Consider the following 18253-nt stretch of genomic DNA (forward strand, 5'->3'; position numbering starts at 1 on the left):
GTCCCCGGGCACCGGCGGGTCTCTGCTTCACGGGCAGGGAGCCTTCACGGGCGGGGCAGGGAGACGGTGAAGACCGTGCCGCCCCCTGTCCGGGACAAGCGGTGACGGTGCCGCCGTGCGCGGTCACGATGGCCTTGGTGATCGACAGTCCGAGGCCGGTGCCCTTGATCCCGGCCTCGGTGGCGGTGGAGGCGCGGAAGAACCTGGTGAACAGGCGGTCGTACTGCTCGGCCGGGATGCCGATGCCGGAGTCGGCGACACGCAGCACCACGCGCCCGTGATCGCCTGCGGCGCCGGGGACGTCCTCGCCCGTCTCCGCCGCATCGCCACCCGTGTCACCGTCCGTGTCACCGTCCGCATCGCCACCTGTGCCGCCACCCGTGTCGCCGTGAGTGTCGCCGGGACCGACGGAGATCGTGACCGTTCCCCCGGCGGGGGTGTACTTGATCGCGTTCGACAGCAGGTTGTCGAGCACCTGGCGCAGCCGTACCGGATCGCCGTGCACCTCGGTGCATCCGGCGGCGTCGACGGTGACGGTGAGCTGTTTGTCCTCTGCGGCGGGCCGGTGCTCGACGACGGCCTCGGCGACCAGCTCGTCCAGCGCCACCGGCTGCGGGGTGACGGCGAGGCGGCCGGACTCGAAGCGGGCCAGCTCCAGCAGGTCGTCGACCAGGCGCTGCAGGTGGGTGCCCTTGCGGTCGATGACCTCGACGCAGTGCCGCTGCTCGTCCGACAGGTGCGGGTCGTCGGTGAGCATCTCGGCGTAGCCGCGCACGGCGCCGATGGGGTTGCGCAGCTCATGGGTGACCAGGGCCATCAGCTCGTCCTTCATGGCGTCCAGCTCACGCAGCCGCCGTACCTGTTCCTGCTGCTGGGCCAGCAGGTGCTCACGCTCTTCCATGATCTGGCGGCGTGAGGTGATGTCGGTGGACACCCCGTCGACGAACAGCCGCTCGCCCTCGCGGCGGGGCAGGGCGCGGGTCCAGATCCACCGGGTACGGCCGTCCAGCCCGGTGAGCCGGTACTCCAGCTGGGCCGTCTCCCCGCTGATCAGCCGGGCGCAGAAGGCGTCGAAGGCGGGCCGGTCGTCGGGATGGATCCGGCGGGCCAGGAAGGCGATCATGTCTCCGGACTCGCCGGCGGCCCGCTGCCCCAGCACGCCCACCCCGGCGGAGCTGAGATAGACCGGCCGGGCCCTGCCGTCGGCCATGATCTCCACGCTCCAGATGTTGTCGTTGACCTGGGCGACGAGACGTTCGAACTGGCGGCGGCTCTCGGCCAGGGCGACGGCGAGCTCCTCGGCGTGGCGCCGTTCCAGATAGCGGCCGACCTGCGCGCACATTCCCTGCAGCATGTCCATCAGAGCGGCGCCGGGTTCCTGGATGGCGTCAGATCCCTGGACGGTGCCGGATCCCTGGACGGTGCCGGATCCCTGGACGGTGCCGGATCCCTGGACGGTGCCGGGCTCGTGGACGGTACCGGCGAAGAACGTCAGCACGCCCAGGACCCGCTGGTCGCCGCCGAAGACGGGCAGGCCCACCTGCGGCGCCCGCACCCCACCGGGGAGGTCCTGCGGACCGGTCCTCCACATCGCCTCCCCGCTCTCCCACACCTGCGAGGCCAGCCCGTGCCCGAGGACGAGCGGCTCGTCCCCGGTGGAGTCCGGCGCGTCCCGGCTGAGCGCGCTCCGGGAGGCGGGGGCGAGCGGCACGTCCTGGCCGGGCGCGCTCCAGGAGGCGATCCGGGTGATGCCCTCGCCGCCGGGTTCGACCTGCCAGTACTCGCCGCAGGCCCAGCCCAGCGCGCCGGTGATGGCGGACAGCACGCCGGTGGCGGCCTGCGTGCTGTCCGCGGCCTCGGCCAGCGCCCGGGTCACCGCGTGCCGGGCGGCGCGCAGGTCGTCGGCGCGGTGACGGTCGGTGACGTCGGTGGAGATACCGTCGAAGAACAGCCGGTTCCCCTCCCGGCGGGGCAGGGCGCGGTTCCAGATCCACCGGGTGACGCCGTCCAGGCCGCGCAGGCGGAACTCGGCCTGTACGGGCCGGCCGGACACCGAGGCGGTGTGGTAGTCGCGGAGGATCTGCAGGTCGTCGGGATGGACGCGCTCGGCCAGGAACGCGGCCATGTCGATCCGGTCGGGCAGCGGCCCGCCGAATATCTTCACCTCGCCGGGGCTGCGGTACACCGGCAGGATCCGGCCGTCGGCGGTGACCTCCGTACTCCAGACGTTGTCGCTGAGGTGGGAGACGATCAGCTCCAGCTGGCGGCGGCTCTCGGCCAGGGCGGCGCCGAGTTCCTCGGCGCGGCGCCGTTCCAGATAGCGGCCGACCTGCGCGCACACCCCGTCCAGCAGGGTGGCCAGATCGCTGTCGGGTTCCGGACCGGCGTCGGTGAACAGCGCCAGCACGCCCAGGACCCGCTGGTCGCCGCTGCAGACGGGCAGGCCGATCGCGCCGCGCACCCCGGCCTTCCGGGCCTCGGCGATGCGGGCGCTGTCACGCCGGTCGACCGGTACGGTGCCGGACCACAGCGCCTCCCCGCTCTCCCACACCAGCCCGGCCAGTCCGTGCCCGCGGCCGAAGGTGAGCGGTTCGTCCCCGGTGAAGGCCGACATGTCCCGGCCGGGCGCGCTCCAGGAGGCGATCCGGGTGATGCCCTCGCCGCCGGGTTCGACCTGCCAGTACTCGGCGCACAGGCAGTCCAGCGTGCCGGCGACGGCGGCCAGCACACCGGTGGCGGCCTGCCGTACGTCCGCCGCCTCGCCCAGCGCCCGGGTCACCGCGTGCTGGGCGGCGCGCAGGATCTGCGTGCGGTGCCGGGCGGTGATGTCGTGTACGGCGACCACCGCGCCCAGGGTGCGGCCGTCGTCGCCGACGATGGGACAGGCGTTGGCCGACAGGTGGCGGGCGGCCTGGCCAGGTGGACGGGTGACCAGGTGGCGGCCCTGGACGTACTGCCCGGCCAGCGCGCGGGCCAGGGGAGTGTCCTCGTCGCGCAGCGGGGTGTGGCCGTCGGCCTCGAACAGGTGCAGGGTCTCGGCCATCCCCTCCAGCGCGGAGCCCGGCGTTTCCCCGGGGTGTATCCGCCGCATGCTCTCGCTGGTGAACACCGGCCGCCCGTCCGGGGTGACGGCGACCACCGCCGCGTCCAGGTTGTCGAGCAGCGCCCGCAGGAAGGTGTGCTCCTCCCGCAGCCGCTCGGCGGCCCGCCGGTCACCGATGTCGCGCACCAGCACCGACACCGCCGCCTGCTGGGGCCGGCTGCGTTCCCCGGCAGTGGGCCCGCCGTGTTCCCCGGTCGTGGACCTGCCGTGCGCCTCGGGCATGGGCCCGCCGTGTTCCTCGGCCGCCGGTGCGGATCGCGGCACGGGCCGCAGGCCCACCTCGGCGGGGAAGGCGCGGCCGGTGCGGTCGCGCAGCCTCAGCTCCAGGAATTCCCCCGTCGGCTCCGGGCGTTCCCCCTCGTCACCGCCGTGGCGGACACATTCCAGCGCGTCCCGCCATACGGAGTGCGAGGAGGGATCGACGATCAGCTCCTGCAACGGCCGGCCACGCGCCTCGGAGGCGGTGTACCCGAAGGCCCGCTCGGCGGTGGTGCTCCACTCGCCGACCCGCCCGTCGGCGTCGATGTCGATCACCGCGTCGTAGGCCTGCTCCAGCAGGGCCCGAAGCCACCTCTCCCGATCCCGTTCCTGCCGCCGGGCGGCGATCTCGTGTTCGGCCAGGCGGGCCAGGTCGCCGACGAGCGCCAGCTCGGCGTCCTGCCATTCGCGTGGCCGGGTGTCGAGCGCGCACAGGGTTCCCACGACCCGGCCGTCGTCGGCGTGCAGCGGCGCACCCGCCCAGGCGCCGGCCCGCCCGTCGTTCCGCGCACGGCCGTCGTTCCTGCCGTCGCCCGCGCGGATGTCGTACTGATCGTCGCCTGCGCGGATGTCGTACCGACTGCCGTCCGCACGGACGTCGTCGACGGCCAGGAGGTGGTCGTCGGCCGCGACGTGCTCGCACACCGCCCCCATCATCGCCTCGGCCGCCCCGGACCGGCAGGTGATCCTCTGATGGCCGTCGACGCCCAGAGAGATGACCGCGGCCGAAGCGTGCAGCGACACCGCGGCCAGGTGGGTCAGCCGCTGCAACACCCCGTCCGCCGACCCGTCCCGCGATTCGGCGGACGGCTCGTTCGGCCGTCCGGCGGCATGTCCGTCCTGTCGTCCGGTGGCCTGTCCGCTCTGCGGTCCGGCGGCCGGCCCGTGCCGGTACCGCCTCTGATCACTGGTTCCCACAGCGCTTCACTCCCCCGTGCGCCACCCGTCCCCGGTGACTCGTGCGCGCTCACCGGTAGCTCTACCCACCTGCGGCGCTCTCACGTGGCCGGTCCCGAGCTTCCGAAAACCCGCGGCGCGGGACGGCTCCGCCGTACGGCCGCCGCACCGCTCGCGCCGGGGCGGTTTCGTCCGGCACGGACGTGGCAGGTTCCGGGTCATGGCGGGCACGTGGGATGTGATCATCGTCGGCGGCGGACCCGCCGGTTCGGCTGCGGCGCTGCGCGTCAGGCAGCTGCGGCCGCAGGCACGGGTGCTCCTGCTCGACAGGGCGGACTTCCCCAGGGACAAGGCCTGCGGGGACGGCATCGCCGCCCACGGCGTGGACGAGCTCGCCCTGCTCGGCGTGCCCGACCTGGTCGCCGACTACCGGCCGATCCAGCGCCTGTCGGTGATCTCGCCCGGCGGGGCGCGCGTCGCCGCCACCGCGGCGCGGCCCAACCGCGTCGTGCCCCGCAAGGTCTTCGACGCCCGGCTCGTACGGGCCGCCGAGGAGCGCGGCGTCCGTGTCATGCGCCATCCGGTCCGCGCGCTCAGCGCCCACGACGGCCACGTGACGGTCGACGGCCGCTTCACCGCGCGCGTCGTCATCGCCGCCGACGGGGCCAACTCCACCGTGCGCCGCCTCATCGGCGCCGCCGCGACCCCCGAACGGCACACCGCCATAGCCGTACGCGGCTACGCCGACGTGCCCGAGGACGACGACGTCCAGCTCATCGCGATGCAGCGCGACGGCTGGCCCGCCTACACCTGGTCGTTCCCGGTCGGCGACGGCACCGCCAACATCGGGTTCGGAATGCTGCTGCCCCGCCTGCGCGCCACCGGCCGGCCCGGCCGCCAGGTCCTGCACGGCCGTCTGGCGGAGCTCCTGCCCCACCTGAGGGCCCGGGACCTGCGCGCCCACCACCTGCCGCTGTCACCCGGCCGGCCCGTTCCCGGCGCCGGCCGGGTCCTGCTGGCCGGCGACGCCGCCAGCCTCATCAACCCCCTCACCGGCGAGGGCATCTACTACGCGCTGCTGTCCGGCCGCCTCGCCGGCGAGGCCGCGGTGCACGCCGCGGCCGACCCCCTGCCCGCCTACCGGCGCGCCCTGCGCGCGGCCCTGGGACGGCACCTGCTCACCACCGACGTCCTCGCCCGCCTCGCCCAGTTCCCCGGTTTCATCGACACCGCGATCGACGTGGCCGCCCGGCGCTCCGAGGTCTTCGACCTGCTGGTCGAGGTCGGCCTGGGCGCGGGCACGGTCCCCCCGCCTCTGGCCCGCGCCGTGGCGGCCCGCTGGTTCCTGAACGCCTGGAGACGGTGAACGGCACCCCGGCGCCCGTTCCGGGAGTCCCAGAGATTTGCCAGAAAGCCCCGGTTGACTGGCGGCCGCCGTCCTCCCGGCAAGGGGAGGACCACTCGCGGAGAGCCACCGGAGGGCTCATGGGGAGAAGGCCTGGCATGCGGATGATCCGTACACGTATCCGTGCCAGCGCGCAGATGACGCTGCATGCGCCTGCGCTGCGGGTGCCGTCTGTGTCGCCTGTACTACGGCTGTGCGCGGCGGTGGTGCTGGCCGTACCGGCGGTGGCGTCCGCCGCAGTTGACAGGTCGGCGGCGAGCGCGTGGGGACGGGGCACGACCACCGTGCACACGATCACCGTCGACGACCGGGAACGCTCCTACCGGCTCTACCGGCCCGCGTCACTTCCGGCGAACGCGCCACTGGTGGTGATGCTGCACGGCGGGTTCGGCTCGGCCCGGCAGGCCGAGAGGTCCTACGGCTGGAACGCCGAGGCCGATCGGGGTCGCTTCGCCGTCGCCTACCCCGACGGGTCCGGCAGAGCCTGGAACGCCGGTGACGGCTGCTGTGGCCGGCCGGGCCGGCAGGGCGTCGACGACGTCGCCTTCATCAGCCGGATGGTCACGCGGATCACCCGCGAACTGAGGACGGACCCCGCCCGGGTGTACGCGACGGGAATGTCCAACGGCGGAATGATGGCCTACCGGCTGGCCTGCGACACCGGGCTCTTCGCGGCGATCGGGCCGGTGGCCGCGACCCGGCTCGGCCACTGCCCCGCGCCGGCGCCGCTGTCGGTCCTGCACATCCACGGTACGGCCGACCGCAACGTCCCCTTCGACGGCTCACCCGGCACCGGAGCCGCCCGGATCGACGGCCCACCCGTGCCCGAGGTCCTCGCCGGCTGGCGCACGGCCGCCCGCTGCGACCGGCCCGCCGTCTCCGGCTCGGGCCCGGTCACCACCGCGCTCGCCCGATGCCGGCACGGCCGCGCCGTCGAGCTGATCACCATCGAGGGCACGGGCCACCAGTGGCCGGGCGGCAAGGTGGTCCGCGACCGCGCCGACCCCCCGTCCACCGCTCTGAACGCCACCACGACCCTCTGGCGCTTCTTCGCCGCCCACCCCAAGCCCTGAGTCTCCACCCTGTCCTGAAGGGCGTCTGTCCTGAGCGAAACGCCATCTTCCTAGAACGGAACGCCATCTGTCCTGAGCGGGGCGGCATCGCGACGTGGTGCGCCGCCGGCCCTCTGGGGGTGTGGGCAGGCCCGTCCGTGGTGGGGCGCAGTTTGGGTGGGCGACACCCGGTCAACTGCGGACGTGTCTCACGGGTGGGCGTCAGGCGGTCCACCGCGGACAGGTCTCATGGCCTGGCTCGCCGGCCGGGACGGGGCGCCGTACGACATTCAGGTTGAGGACTACTCGTCCGGCGGGGTCAGGACGGCGGACAGGGCGGACAGGGCGCCTACGGCCTGGGAGGCGTCGGGGACGGCCAGGGGGTCGAGGAGCCACTGCAGCATCAGGCCGTCGCACAGGGCGATGAGCACCGAGGCCGTGGTCTGCGGTGGGCCGGGAGGCTGCAGGCCGAGTTCGGCGCAGGAGCGTGTGATCATTCCGGCGGTGGTCGTGCGGATGTCGGCGTAGGCGTCGGCGAGCTGGCGGCGCAGCTGCTCGGAGTGCAGGGCGGCGGGGAAGGCCTCGACGCAGGCGGCGATGAGGGGCCGCAGCTCGTCGAAGCTGCCGAGCATCACGGTCAGGGCCCGCTCCAGGCGCTCGCGCGGTCCCGAGCCGGCCGTGGCGAACACGGCCTCCTCCAGCCTGGCGGTCCAGATGCGGAAGCACTCGGCCACGGCCGCGTTCAGCAGGGCCTCCTTGCCCCCGAAGTGGTAGCCGATGGAGGCCAGGTTGGTCCCGGAGGCGGCCACCAGGTCGCGGGCGGTGGTCCGGGCGTAACCCTTGTGCTGCAGGCATGTCATCGCCGCGGCCAGCAACCGGTCCCGGTGTCCGGGGGAGGGGTCTTTACGCGTCACGCCGACCATGTTAAGCACATATACGAGCGTCTTATACGTACGTATAGATCCGCCTGTGCAGGTTCGAACGGGCAGAACGGGAGCCGCGATGCCGTCCAGCCAGCCGTCTTCACCGCCACCCGGCCACGAGGCGACCGGGGAGATCGCAGGGCCGGGAGCGGGAGGGCCCACTGGAGCGGGAGACAGGAGCACCGGATCCCGGGCGCACGGTCCGGTGAGGAGACCGCCGGGGCCGCGGATCCCGGTGCTGCCGGCCCTGCGCCTGCTGCACGACCCCATCGCCTACCTGGAGGCCCAGCGGCGCCGCTACGGGCCGGTCTTCGCGATCCGCTTCCCCGGGCTGCCGCCCGAGGTGTTCGTGACCACCGCCGAGCTCGCCGAACGGGTCTACGCGCTCGACGCCGAAGGCGGGCGGGCGGGGGAGGTACGGCGCCGCTTCCTGGAGCCGATGGTCGGCCACCACTCGCTGCTCACCCTGGACCATGAGCCGTGGTGGCGGCACCGCAGGCTGCTCACCCCGCCGCTGCACGGCCGGGCCATCTCCGGCTACCGGGACGACATCGCCCGCATCGCCGCCGAGGAGATCGAGACCTGGCCGCTGGGCACCCCCTTCGCGCTGCGCGAGCGGGTGCAGCGCATCACGCTGGAGGTGATCCTGCGGCTGGTGTTCGGCATCGACGACGCGCGGCGGCTGGCGCGGCTGCGGGTGCTGATCCCGCGGATGCTGGAGGCCGCGGGCACGGTGGTGCTGATGCTCCCGCCGAACCTGCGCGAGCGCGCCGCCTCCTCGCCGCTGCGGCGGGTGCCGTTCCTCGGCCGTTTCGCGGCGCTGCGGGCCGAGGTGGACGGGATCCTGTACGAGGAGATCGCCCGCCGCCGCGCCCTGACGGAGAACGGGACCGACGGCGGGACCGGCACGGACGTGCTGTCGCGGCTGATGGCGGCCCGCGACGAGGACGGGCGGCCGATGCCGGACCGGGAGCTGCGCGACGAGCTGATCACCATGCTGCAGGCCGGGCACGAGACCACCGCGACCGGCCTGGCGTGGGCCTTCGAGCGGCTGACGCGCGCCCCGCAGGCGCTGGCACGGCTGAGGCGGGAGCTGGCCGCCGGGGACGACGACCAGTACCTGCAGGCCGTGGTCAAGGAGACGCTGCGCTGCCGCCCGGTGGTGTGGGACGTGTCCCGGCTGGTGGACGTCCCGCTGCGGCTGGGCGGCTACGAGGTGCCGGCCGGCTGGTTCGCCTCACCGCTGATCGCCCTGATCCACCGCGACCCCGAGGCCTTCCCGCAGCCGGACGCCTTCCGCCCCGAACGCTTCCTCGGTCCCGAGGCGGCGCGGGCCAACCGGGCCTGGCAGCCGTTCGGGGGCGGGCGGCGCTACTGCGTGGGCGCGCAGCTGGCGTTGCTGGAGATGCGGGTCATCATCGCCGAAGTGCTGCGCCGGGTGGAGCCGCTGCCCGCCGACCCCGGCCGCCCGGAGCGTCAGCGCATGCAGCACGTCACCCTCGTGCCGTCGCGGCGCGCCCGCGTCGTCGTGCGCGCCCGGACCGCGAGCCCCCAGGAGACCCCGCCGCGCTAACGGCACGCCGGCCGGGACGGGCGCCCAAGCGGTCACCCGGGACGGGTGCCCGGTCGGTGTACCGGGACGGGTGCTCAGGCGGTGTAGAGGTGGGCGACGACCTCTTCGAGGGACTCCCGTCCCGGGGCCGTGGCGCGCAGGTCGTCGACGGTGCCGTCGAAGCCGAGGCGGCCGTGGTCGATGAGCATGACCCGGCGGCAGAGTTTCTCGATGTCGCCCAGGTCGTGGGTGGTCAGCAGCACGGTGGTGCCGTGCTCGGCGTTGAGGCGGCGCAGGAACGCGCGCATGGCCACCTTGCTCACCACGTCCAGGCCGATGGTCGGCTCGTCGAGGATCAGGACGGCCGGTTCGTGCAGGAGCGCGGCGGTGACGTCGCCGCGCATGCGCTGGCCGAGGCTGAGCTGGCGGACCGGGGTGTGCAGGAACCCCCCGAGGTCGAGGAGGTCGGCCAGCTCGTCGAGTCTGCGGCGGAAATCAACACGATCTACTTTGTAAAGGTGGCGGATCAGTTCGAAGCTGTCCTTCAGCGGCAGGTCCCACCACAAGGTGGTCCGCTGCCCGAAGACCACGCCGATCCTGCGGGCGAGGGCCGTACGGCGGCGCGTCGGGTCGAGCCCGGCCACCCGGATGCGGCCGGAGGTCGGCGCGAGGATGCCGGTGAGCATCTTGATGGTGGTGGACTTGCCCGCCCCGTTGGGGCCGAGATAGCCGACGAACTCCCCGGATCCGACGGTGAACGACAGGTCCCGTACGGCGTGCACGGTCCTGCGGGCCCGCCCGCGGCCGACGGTGAAGGAACGGCCGACGCGGTCGACTTCGATCATGTGGCGATCAACTCCCCGTGGAGCGGTAGCGGCGGATGCCCGCCCGCCAGGCCAGGGCGGCGGCGACGGCGAGGAGGACGGCGGCGACGGGCGCGACGAAGCGGAGCCAGTACGGCAGGCCGAAGGGATCCTCTCTGTCCAGCACGTACAGGGCGGGCTGCCAGTTGACGAACGCCAGCGGGACGATGAACGTCACGCCTTTGACGAGTTCGCCGCCGTAGATGCTCAGCGGGTACTGGGTGAGCGTGCTGCCGCCGTAGGTGAAGGCGTTGGCGACCTCGGGGGCGTCGGTCAGCAGGAACTGCAGGGCCCCGCCGAGCGCGAAGATCGAGGTGAAGATGACGAGCCCGCACGCGACCATCAGCGGGACCATCCACATCCGGCTCCAGGACAGGTCGAGCCGGGGCAGGGAGATGCCGAGCACCAGCGCGGCCTGGGCGATCCGGCCCAGGCGCTGCACGCCGAACCGGTCGGTGGCCATCTGGACGAACGCGCCGGTCGGGCGGATGAGCATGGTGTCGAAGCTCCCGGCCCTGACGTGCTGGCTGAGCCGTTCGACGTTGCCGAAGAGCATGTCCGCCAGGGCGAACGACAGACCCGAGGTGCCGTACAGGAACATGACCTCGAACAGGCCGAACCCGCCCAGCGACTCGGTGTGCTCGAAGATGATCCAGATCCCCGCCACGTCGAGCCCGGTGAGCGTGAACGAGCCGAGCGTCATCAGGGCGAACGACACCGGATACTGCGCCGAGGCGCGCATCCACGTCCAGGCGAGCAGCAGATAGGTCCTAACCACGGCCGTGCGCCTCCGGGGTAGTCGCGCGGTCATCCACCCTGGATCACCACCTTGCGGCGGGCGGCGCGGGTGGCCAGGGCGCCCAGGGCGAACAGCGCGACCGCCCACAGCAGCTGGAAGCCGAGCGCCTGGGCGACGTCCTGCTTGCCGAGGTAGACGTCGGCGGGCACCTGGACGACGGCCGCCCAGGGCAGGGCCCGCACGATGTCGCCGAGCAGGCCCGGATAGAGGTTGAGCGGAAGGATCATGCCGCTGAAGACATCATCATGACGACGGACAGCGACTGCATCCCCCGCTCGTCGAGGATCCAGCAGGACGACAGCGCGATCAGGTACCGCCAGCCGAAGCTGACCACCACGGCCAGCAGGAAGCTGACGGTGAAGGCGGCCCAGGTCGCCGGGTCGTCCGGCATGACGAGGCCGAACAGCACCGCCCCGACGACGGTGGGCGGCAGGCTGCGCAGCAGCATCAGATAGCCGGCCCGGCCCAGGTCGTCGGCGAGGGTCCACACCTGCAGGGAGGCCGGGCGCAGCAGGTCGACGGCGATGTCGCCGCTGCGCACGCGCTCCGACAGCTGCATGCCGCCGCCGAACAGCTGCATCGGGCCGATGAAGGCCTGGCTCAGGAAGCAGAAGGTGACGGCGTCGGCCACGTCGTAACCGGCCAGGCCGGGACGGGCCTGCCACAGGGCGATCAGGACGTAGGCGCGCAGGATGCCGAAGACGGTGTTGGTGAAGGCTCCGGCCAGGGCTGCGGCGCGATAGGCGGAGTGGCGGCGGAAGCCGTACCCGGCGATGCGCAGATAGAGCAGCAGCGGGGGCCTCCTCGGCTGGCGTCCGGGCAACCCTCCGATTTTCCTCGGCCCGCAGAACCGGGGCAACGGATTATCCGGCGGCCGGGAGCGGGGCGGAAGCGTGCCCTCCGGGCGGGAGGCTCTCCTGGCGGGCCGGAGGACCGCATGGGGCGGTACGACACATAGTGGTAACCCCGGCGATATGCCTGTTACATGATAGAAGGAAGTTCTGGCAGGGAACCTTCTTTGCAGGAGGTTTCCGCATGCGCCATGAGATCGACGTGGACGTCTGTCCCGGGTACCCCGTCAGCTGGCAGGCTTCGGCTCTCAACACGATCATGAGAAGCACGGTCAAACCTCTCTCCGAGCTCCTGCTGCGCTCGGGCTTCAGCGTTCTCGCCGCCTCGCACATCGTCGGGCTCGCCGGGAAGGTGCCGCTCCGCCTGCCCGCGCACGTGACGCTCGTGCACGACCGCGTCGGGGCCTGCGCGGGGGAGTGGGTCCGCGCCGGGCAGGGGCTCGACGAGAGCAAGGTGCTGCTCTACCTGCACGGCGGCGGGTACTTCGTCTGCTCCCCGGCCACCCACCGCCCGATCACCTGGCGCCTTTCGGTCGCCACCCGCCGCCCGGTGCTGGCCGTCGACTACCGCCAGGGCCCGGCGCACACGCTGGCCCAGTCGCTCGACGACGCCGTCGCGGCCTACCGGTGCCTGCTGGAGAAGGGCTACGACCCCGCCGACGTCCTGATCGCCGGGGACTCCGCCGGAGGCCACCTGACCCTGGCCACCCTGCTGGCGCTGCGCGACCGGGGGATCGAACTGCCCGCGGGCGCGGTGTGCATGTCACCGTGGACAGACCTGTCCGACACCCCGCGCCGGACCAACCGCCTGGTCGACCCGATGATCTCGGCCGGCCGCGTCGACTGGCTCGCCCGCCGCTGGACCGCCGGCCTGGACGCCCGCGACCCGCTGGTCTCGCCGGTGTTCGGCGACTACGCCGGGCTGCCGCCGCTGATGCTCATCACCGGATCGACGGAGGTCCTGCGGGACGAGGGCCGCCGCGTGGCCGAGCGGGCCCGTGCGGCCGGGGTCCCGGTCACCTACGAGGAGTGGCGGCGGATGCCGCACGTCTTCCCGATCCTCGCCGACATCCTGCCCGAGGCCCGCCTGGTCTTCCAGCACATCGCCCGCTTCGTCGCCGCAGCCCAGCGCCTGCGCGACGGGGGCCTCCCCGTGCGGGCCGCGCCCGCGCAGGACGGCCCGGCGGACGAGGCTCCGGCCGGCGACCACGCGATCGAAGCCGACTCGGCCGCCGCCTGACATCCCGGCGCGGCGATCCCGCAGGTCACACCCATATGTCCAGTCCCTCGGATCCCAGTGGTTCCTTACCTTGAGGGATCATTGGCCTTACCCGTCATATCCCTTATGACCAGTCAGGAGCGAACAGCACTCGAATCCCGTCACAGTGTGCTTGCCGTAGCCCGTACAGAGAGGCTCGATCCGGATGGCACGTGGCGGAACTGGCCCCATGAACGGCATGCCGCCTGGCGTGCGGCCGCTGACCGTCGGGGACCCGGTCATCATCGGCCGTTATCTCCTGCTGGGCCGCCTGGGAACCGGCGGTATGGGAGTGGTCTATCTGGCCGAGCATCCGCAGGGCGGAGTGGTGGCTCTGAAGACGCCCCATCCGGTGCATCTCAACGATCCCACGCTCCGGGCCCGTTTCGCTGAGGAAGTGGAATTCTCGCGGCGGGTGGTCCCGTTCTGCACCGCCGCGGTGGTGGAGGACGGCACCGACCGGGAGCGGCCCTACCTGGTCTCGGAGTACATCCCCGGCCCCGCGCTGTCGCAGGTGGTCGCCGCCCGGGGCCCGCTCACCCCGGACCTGGCGTACGGCGTCGCCCTGGGCCTGGCCGGCGCGCTGACCGCGGTGCACGAGGCCGGGCTGGTCCACCGCGACCTGAAGCCGGGCAACGTGCTGCTGTCGGAGACCGGTCCCCGGCTGATCGACTTCGGGATCGCCAGGGACGTGGACGCCCTGGCCGTGCACACCCAGGCCGGCCAGGTCATGGGCAGCCCCGGCTGGGTGGCCCCGGAACGGCTCACCGGCGGTCCGGCCCTGCCCGCCTCGGACGTCTTCTCCTGGGGCTGCCTGATCGCCTACGCGGCCACCGGTCACCACCCGTTCGGCGCGGCCGAGCCCGACCTGATGACCCGCAGGATCCTGATCGAGCCGCCCCGCCTGTCGGCCGTCCCCGAACTGCTGCGCCCGGCGGTGGAGGCGGCCCTGGCCAAGGAGCCCGTCCGCCGGCCGCGGGCGGCCGACCTGCTCGGCGCGCTGCTGGCCGTCGGCGGGATCGGCGATCCGTGGGACCTGCGCGAGGCGGTCGCCGAGGTGCTCGGGGAGATCTGGACGACCGTGCCCTACCCGCCGGGCGGGGGACACCTGCGGCTGGCGTCCGCCGGGCCCCCCGCGGCCCCGCAGGCCGGACCCGGTGAGGCTCCCGGGCAGGTCCCCGGACAGGCCCATGGACAGGCGGGACCGTTGCGGGACGACTCGCCCGACACCTCGGCCAGGCCGTCGCGCCGTGCCGCGCCGCGCCGTACCGCGTTGCCCCAGGCGGGGTTCGCGGCCCTGGCCACCATCTCCCTGGTGGCGCTCACCGTGGTCGCCGCGGGCAACGGCAGCGCGCGCGGCGGCGGCATCGGGCTGCCCGAGTATGAGAACGTGCCAATGGTGATCCCCACGGCGGGCACCACCATCGGCGCGACCTTCCGCGCCACCCGGCCACCGGCCGGCCGGGTGGACGCGCCGCTCCCGGTCACGCCCTCCACCATCATGATCACCACCACGCGGACCGTCCCGGTGCCCGACGCGACGGGCCATCGGTGGCCCCCCTCCGCGAACGCTCCGAACGACCGGCCCGGTGACGACCCCGGACGGCCGGACGCCCCGGACGACCGGCCGGACGACGACCCCGGAGAGCCGCAGACCTGCGCGGACACCAGCGCCAAGGGGAAGGGGAAGGCGCGCAACCGCGGCGGGAACTGCCCCACGCCCACGAGCGGTCCCAAACCCTCCTTCACCCAGATCCCGCAGACCGGCGACGGCGAGAGCCCGACCCCGACACCGGCCACCTCCACCCCGGTCGCCACGCCCTCTCCCTCATCCGGTCAGTCGTTCCAGCTCGGCGACTGAGCGGTGGAGGCACTGTGCACCGTGCACCGGCCCCGGCGGCGCGGTCCAGGGCCGGTGACGCGGTCCGGGGCCGGTGATGCGGCGCGGGATCGGGGGAACTCCCGGGGACGGGGCCGGTTCATCCGTTAAGGTGAACCGCGCTAACCGAGTCAGAGGGGGGCATCCGTGCCGGGGGCGGTCGAACTGAGCGGCGTCGGGGTCCGGGTCGTCGGCCGGACGCTGCTGGCGGACATCGACTGGCGGGTGGAGTACGGCCAGCACTGGGTGGTGCTCGGGCCCAACGGGGCCGGCAAGACCACGCTGCTGTCGCTGGCGGCGGCCGTACGGCATCCCAGTCAGGGCACGGCCGTCGTGCTCGGCCAGCGGCTGGGCCGCGTCGACCTGCGCGAGCTGCGCCGCCGCATCGGCCTGGTCGCCGCCAGCCAGCGGCTGGTGGACGAGGAGCTGCTGGAGGAGGAGGGCGCCACCGCGCACACGGTCGTCCTGACCGGCCACACCGGCACCAGCGCCCCGCTCTGGGACCGGTACGGCCCGGCCGAGCACGAGCGCGCCCACCGGCTGCTGGACGACATGGGCTGCAAGGAGCTGGGCGACCGGCTGTTCCGCGTCTGCTCCCAGGGCGAGCGGGCCCGGATCCGGGTCGCCAGGGCGCTGATGGCCGATCCGGTGATCCTGCTGCTGGACGAGCCGTTCGCCGGGCTCGACCTGCCGGCCAGGGAGGACCTCATCACCGCCGTGGAGGAACTGGCCGGGACCCGCCCGGCGCTGACCACCGTCACGGTCACGCATCATCTGGAGGAGGTCCCGGCCACGACGACGCACGCCCTGCTGATGCGCGACACCCGGGTGATGGCCGCGGGGCCGGTGGGGGACGTCCTGACGAGCGAGAACCTGTCGGAGTGCTTCGGCCGTGCGCTGCGGATCGACCACCTGGACGGCCGCTGGTCGGCCCGTGCGCTGCGCGGGTCCGGCGCCCGGAGCGTGTGATCCCGGGATCCCCGGGTGACCGGCCTCTGGGACGGGCCCCGGTCAGTCCTTCTTCCGCTGGCGGATCAGCCCCATGAACCCCGGGCTCGGCTTGAACTTGGCCGTCCAGGTCTCGTCGATCTCCAGTGGTTCGCCGGTCTGCGGGTTGCGCCCCGTGCGCGCGGGCTTGTGCACGATCTCGAAGGAGCCGAAGCCGGGGATCGCGACCTTCTCCTCGCTGGCGACGGCGTGCTGGATGGTGTCGAGGATCGCGTCCAGCGCCGCGGCGGTCTGCCTCCGGGTGAGGCCCGCCTCCGCCGCGGCCTTCTCGATCAGCTCGCGCTTGTTCATGTTCTTTCCTCGTGTGTGCCCGGGAGAGCCCACACTACGGGCAAGGATCGTGCCTGAGAACTCCACCGGCGAACACGTGCCCGCCACCGGGGGAGGCGGCGGGCAGGTGCCGTTCGCTCAGAGGCGGGGAGACTGGGCGGCCAGCCGTTCCGCCTCCAGGTAAAGGGCCTCGACGAGCACGAGCTCCAGACGGAGGTCTTCGTCGGCGAGGCCGTCCAGGACTTCCATTCGGGCCTCCCTGCCTACACCGACGCCCAGGTGGGCGCGGAGGTTCACCTTCCGGCCCGATCGGGACTGGGCCCGGCCCGATCAGGCCTGGGCGCGCCCCGCGCCCGACGGCTCGCTCGGCTCCGCCGCGACCAGCTCGGCCAGGTCCACGTACTTGCCCACCTCGGTCACGTCGGCGCAGTACGCCAACAGCGTCCGCTCCCGGCCGATCGTTCGCGTGACACGCAGGCACGGGCGATCGTCGCGGACGATCGCCTCGACCTCGATGCCCTCCGGTCCCAGCCAGATCCCCATGAGATCGAGACTACGGAGGGCGAAGTAAGCGTAGGGTAACTATCCGGACATATCAGCATGGAACGTGGATGACGGCTATTTGAGCGTCCACTCGGCCTTCTGCTCCCCCAGAATGGTCCCGAACTGGAACTTCGCGGGTGCAGCCGAGGTGGGAACCTCGAAGACGATCACTCCTTTACGGGAGTCGCCTTTGCTCACGGTCACCGCTCCGCCGAACGACACGCCCTCCTTCACCTCGGCGAACGTCGCCTGGTACTGCCGTCCCTCGGAGTCGATCAGCGTCGAGCCGAACATCGGCGAGTCGCTGTAGACCTCCTGGCCGACGTTCTCCAGGGTGAGCTCGACCGCGACGTACCTGGAGCCTTCCGAGGGCTTGAGGAACTGGTTGGCCGGTGTGGCCTCGTCGACGACCCGGGTGAGGGTCGCGGCCACCCGGACACCGGGCTGCAGGCCCTGGACGGTGACGGTCTGTCCCACCTTCGCCGCCTCCGGTGAGGCGGCCCGGCTCGGCCGGGTCTCGGCCGTGGGCGGGGCGGCGGTGCCCGGAAGGGTGATGTCGATGTCGTACGGCGACGCACCCCCGGCGTCGGTGGAGCCGCCCACGGCGACGACGACGGCGATGGCCCCGGCGACCAGCACGAGGGACAGCCCGGCGACGAGGGCGACGATCACGCCGGTGTTGCTCCTGGGCGGCGGTCCCGGCCTCGGGGGGGCGTAGGGGTGACCCTGCGGCGGAGGGTACGGCGGGCCCTGCGGAGGCCGGCCGTACGGCTGCTGCGGCTGTTGCGGCGGCTGTCCGTGGGACTGCCAGGGGTGCATGGGCTGAGTCTGCGGAGGCGGGCCCTGCTGCGGGCCTTGCGGGGGCGGAGGGTACGGCGGGCCCTGGGCAGGCCCGCCGTACGGCTGCTGGGGGTGGCCTTGCGGAGGCCGGCCGTACGGCTGCTGGGAGCGGTCTTGCGGAGGACCCTGGGGCGGGACGTGCGGGGGGTGGCTCACGGCATCTCCGAGGTGTGGCAGTGCGTGTGTGACGCGGCTGCCACCGGCGCGGTTGTCAGCGTGACCGGATCCGGTCACGGGCACCGCCCGCCTCCGCGAGGGGGAGGAGGCTCGTCGTGCGAACCCGGACGGCAGCGCCATCTGGCTGTCGAGGCCATAGCGCACAGCAGCCTTTCGGTTACGTTGAAGTGGTGGACGTCCCTGACCCTGACGCCCTGGCCGAGCTCATGACGCGCGTGCGCCGCCTGCTGGCCCAGACCGGCCTCGCCGATGAGCGGGGGGAGGGCGGCGAGGGCTACGGCGTCCGAGTCCGCCACGACCCCGACAGGGGGGTGGTGGTGGACTGGAGCCCCGCCGACCCCGAAGGGAAGTCGATCACCGGCGTCGGCAGCCGCTATCCCGCCGTCCGCATGGCCGTGTACGCCGCCGTGACGGGCGTGCTGACCGAGGCCGGCTACCGCGTCGTCCACGACACCGGGCAGAGCGGCGTGTGCGTCCTGGGATGATCCGGACCCTGCGGCCGTCGGGAAACGGTGCCGGACACCAGGAGACCCCGCCTCTCCGGGGGGAAGAGCGGCGGGGTCTTTTCGGCCTGG

At 73.1% G+C, this 18253-nt stretch carries 15 protein-coding genes and 1 pseudogene; 7 read left to right on the forward strand and 9 right to left on the reverse strand.

Annotated features, from left to right (window positions below):
* Nucleotides 1-94 precede the first annotated feature (94 nt).
* Nucleotides 95-4279 (reverse strand): annotated as a pseudogene (locus Psi01_RS34175) (PAS domain S-box protein); the annotation flags it as partial.
* Nucleotides 4280-4478: 199 nt separating this feature from the next.
* On the opposite strand from Psi01_RS34175, the gene Psi01_RS34180 reads away from it, so the two are divergent.
* Both Psi01_RS34180 and Psi01_RS34185 read left to right on the forward strand, forming a co-directional pair.
* The gene (locus Psi01_RS34180) at nt 4479-5624 is read left to right on the forward strand and encodes an NAD(P)/FAD-dependent oxidoreductase (RefSeq protein WP_204068287.1); all 1146 of its coding nucleotides are present in this window, start codon (nt 4479-4481) and stop codon (nt 5622-5624) included.
* A gap of 212 nt (nt 5625-5836) precedes the next feature.
* Entirely contained in the window at nt 5837-6736 is a 900-nt protein-coding gene (locus Psi01_RS34185) for an extracellular catalytic domain type 1 short-chain-length polyhydroxyalkanoate depolymerase (RefSeq protein WP_204068288.1), read from the forward strand.
* A 281-nt stretch (nt 6737-7017) separates the two neighbouring features.
* Here Psi01_RS34185 and Psi01_RS34190 read toward each other — a convergent pair whose 3' ends face one another.
* Nucleotides 7018-7629 carry a TetR/AcrR family transcriptional regulator gene (locus Psi01_RS34190; RefSeq protein ID WP_204068289.1) on the reverse strand — a complete coding sequence of 204 codons (612 nt, stop codon included), beginning with the start codon at nt 7627-7629 and terminating at the stop codon, nt 7018-7020.
* A 214-nt stretch (nt 7630-7843) separates the two neighbouring features.
* On the opposite strand from Psi01_RS34190, the gene Psi01_RS34195 reads away from it, so the two are divergent.
* On the forward strand, nt 7844-9211 hold the full coding sequence (locus Psi01_RS34195; protein ID WP_204068290.1) for a cytochrome P450: 1368 nt from the start codon (nt 7844-7846) through the stop codon (nt 9209-9211).
* Between the two features lie 74 nt (nt 9212-9285).
* Here Psi01_RS34195 and Psi01_RS34200 read toward each other — a convergent pair whose 3' ends face one another.
* The 4 genes from Psi01_RS34200 to Psi01_RS34210 are packed head-to-tail and all read right to left on the reverse strand — an operon-like array spanning nt 9286 to nt 11675.
* Nucleotides 9286-10035 carry an ABC transporter ATP-binding protein gene (locus tag Psi01_RS34200; protein ID WP_204068291.1) on the reverse strand — a complete coding sequence of 250 codons (750 nt, stop codon included), beginning with the start codon at nt 10033-10035 and terminating at the stop codon, nt 9286-9288.
* Nucleotides 10036-10042: 7 nt separating this feature from the next.
* Nucleotides 10043-10831 carry an ABC transporter permease gene (locus tag Psi01_RS34205; protein WP_204068292.1) on the reverse strand — a complete coding sequence of 263 codons (789 nt, stop codon included), beginning with the start codon at nt 10829-10831 and terminating at the stop codon, nt 10043-10045.
* A gap of 29 nt (nt 10832-10860) precedes the next feature.
* Complete coding sequence (locus tag Psi01_RS44435; RefSeq protein WP_307819292.1) at nt 10861-11079, reverse strand: ABC-2 family transporter protein; 219 nt, start codon at nt 11077-11079, stop codon at nt 10861-10863.
* Complete coding sequence (locus Psi01_RS34210; RefSeq protein ID WP_307819293.1) at nt 11076-11675, reverse strand: ABC transporter permease; 600 nt, start codon at nt 11673-11675, stop codon at nt 11076-11078. The genes Psi01_RS44435 and Psi01_RS34210 overlap by 4 nt, the downstream gene beginning before the upstream one ends.
* A gap of 212 nt (nt 11676-11887) precedes the next feature.
* Here Psi01_RS34210 and Psi01_RS34215 point away from each other — a divergent pair, with 212 nt between their 5' ends.
* The 3 genes from Psi01_RS34215 (at nt 11888) to Psi01_RS34225 (ending at nt 15809) form a co-directional block, all read left to right on the forward strand.
* On the forward strand, nt 11888-12943 hold the full coding sequence (locus Psi01_RS34215; protein WP_204068293.1) for an alpha/beta hydrolase: 1056 nt from the start codon (nt 11888-11890) through the stop codon (nt 12941-12943).
* Nucleotides 12944-13160: 217 nt separating this feature from the next.
* Nucleotides 13161-14822 carry a serine/threonine-protein kinase gene (locus Psi01_RS34220; protein WP_204068294.1) on the forward strand — a complete coding sequence of 554 codons (1662 nt, stop codon included), beginning with the start codon at nt 13161-13163 and terminating at the stop codon, nt 14820-14822.
* Between the two features lie 165 nt (nt 14823-14987).
* Complete coding sequence (locus Psi01_RS34225) at nt 14988-15809, forward strand: ABC transporter ATP-binding protein (RefSeq protein ID WP_204068295.1); 822 nt, start codon at nt 14988-14990, stop codon at nt 15807-15809.
* A gap of 42 nt (nt 15810-15851) precedes the next feature.
* Here the strand turns inward: Psi01_RS34225 and Psi01_RS34230 are convergent, their stop codons facing one another.
* The 3 genes from Psi01_RS34230 to Psi01_RS34240 form a co-directional block, all read right to left on the reverse strand.
* On the reverse strand, nt 15852-16139 hold the full coding sequence (locus tag Psi01_RS34230; RefSeq protein WP_204068296.1) for an HU family DNA-binding protein: 288 nt from the start codon (nt 16137-16139) through the stop codon (nt 15852-15854).
* A gap of 309 nt (nt 16140-16448) precedes the next feature.
* Entirely contained in the window at nt 16449-16661 is a 213-nt protein-coding gene (locus Psi01_RS34235) for a hypothetical protein (protein ID WP_204068297.1), read from the reverse strand.
* Nucleotides 16662-16736: 75 nt separating this feature from the next.
* Complete coding sequence (locus Psi01_RS34240; RefSeq protein WP_204068298.1) at nt 16737-17480, reverse strand: DUF4352 domain-containing protein; 744 nt, start codon at nt 17478-17480, stop codon at nt 16737-16739.
* A 368-nt stretch (nt 17481-17848) separates the two neighbouring features.
* Here Psi01_RS34240 and Psi01_RS34245 point away from each other — a divergent pair, with 368 nt between their 5' ends.
* The gene (locus Psi01_RS34245) at nt 17849-18163 is read left to right on the forward strand and encodes a hypothetical protein (protein WP_204068299.1); all 315 of its coding nucleotides are present in this window, start codon (nt 17849-17851) and stop codon (nt 18161-18163) included.
* Nucleotides 18164-18253: the final 90 nt, after the last annotated feature.

The sequence above is a fragment of the Paraplanobispora siamensis genome (assembly GCF_016863175.1).
Taxonomy (GTDB): domain Bacteria; phylum Actinomycetota; class Actinomycetes; order Streptosporangiales; family Streptosporangiaceae; genus Planobispora; species Planobispora siamensis.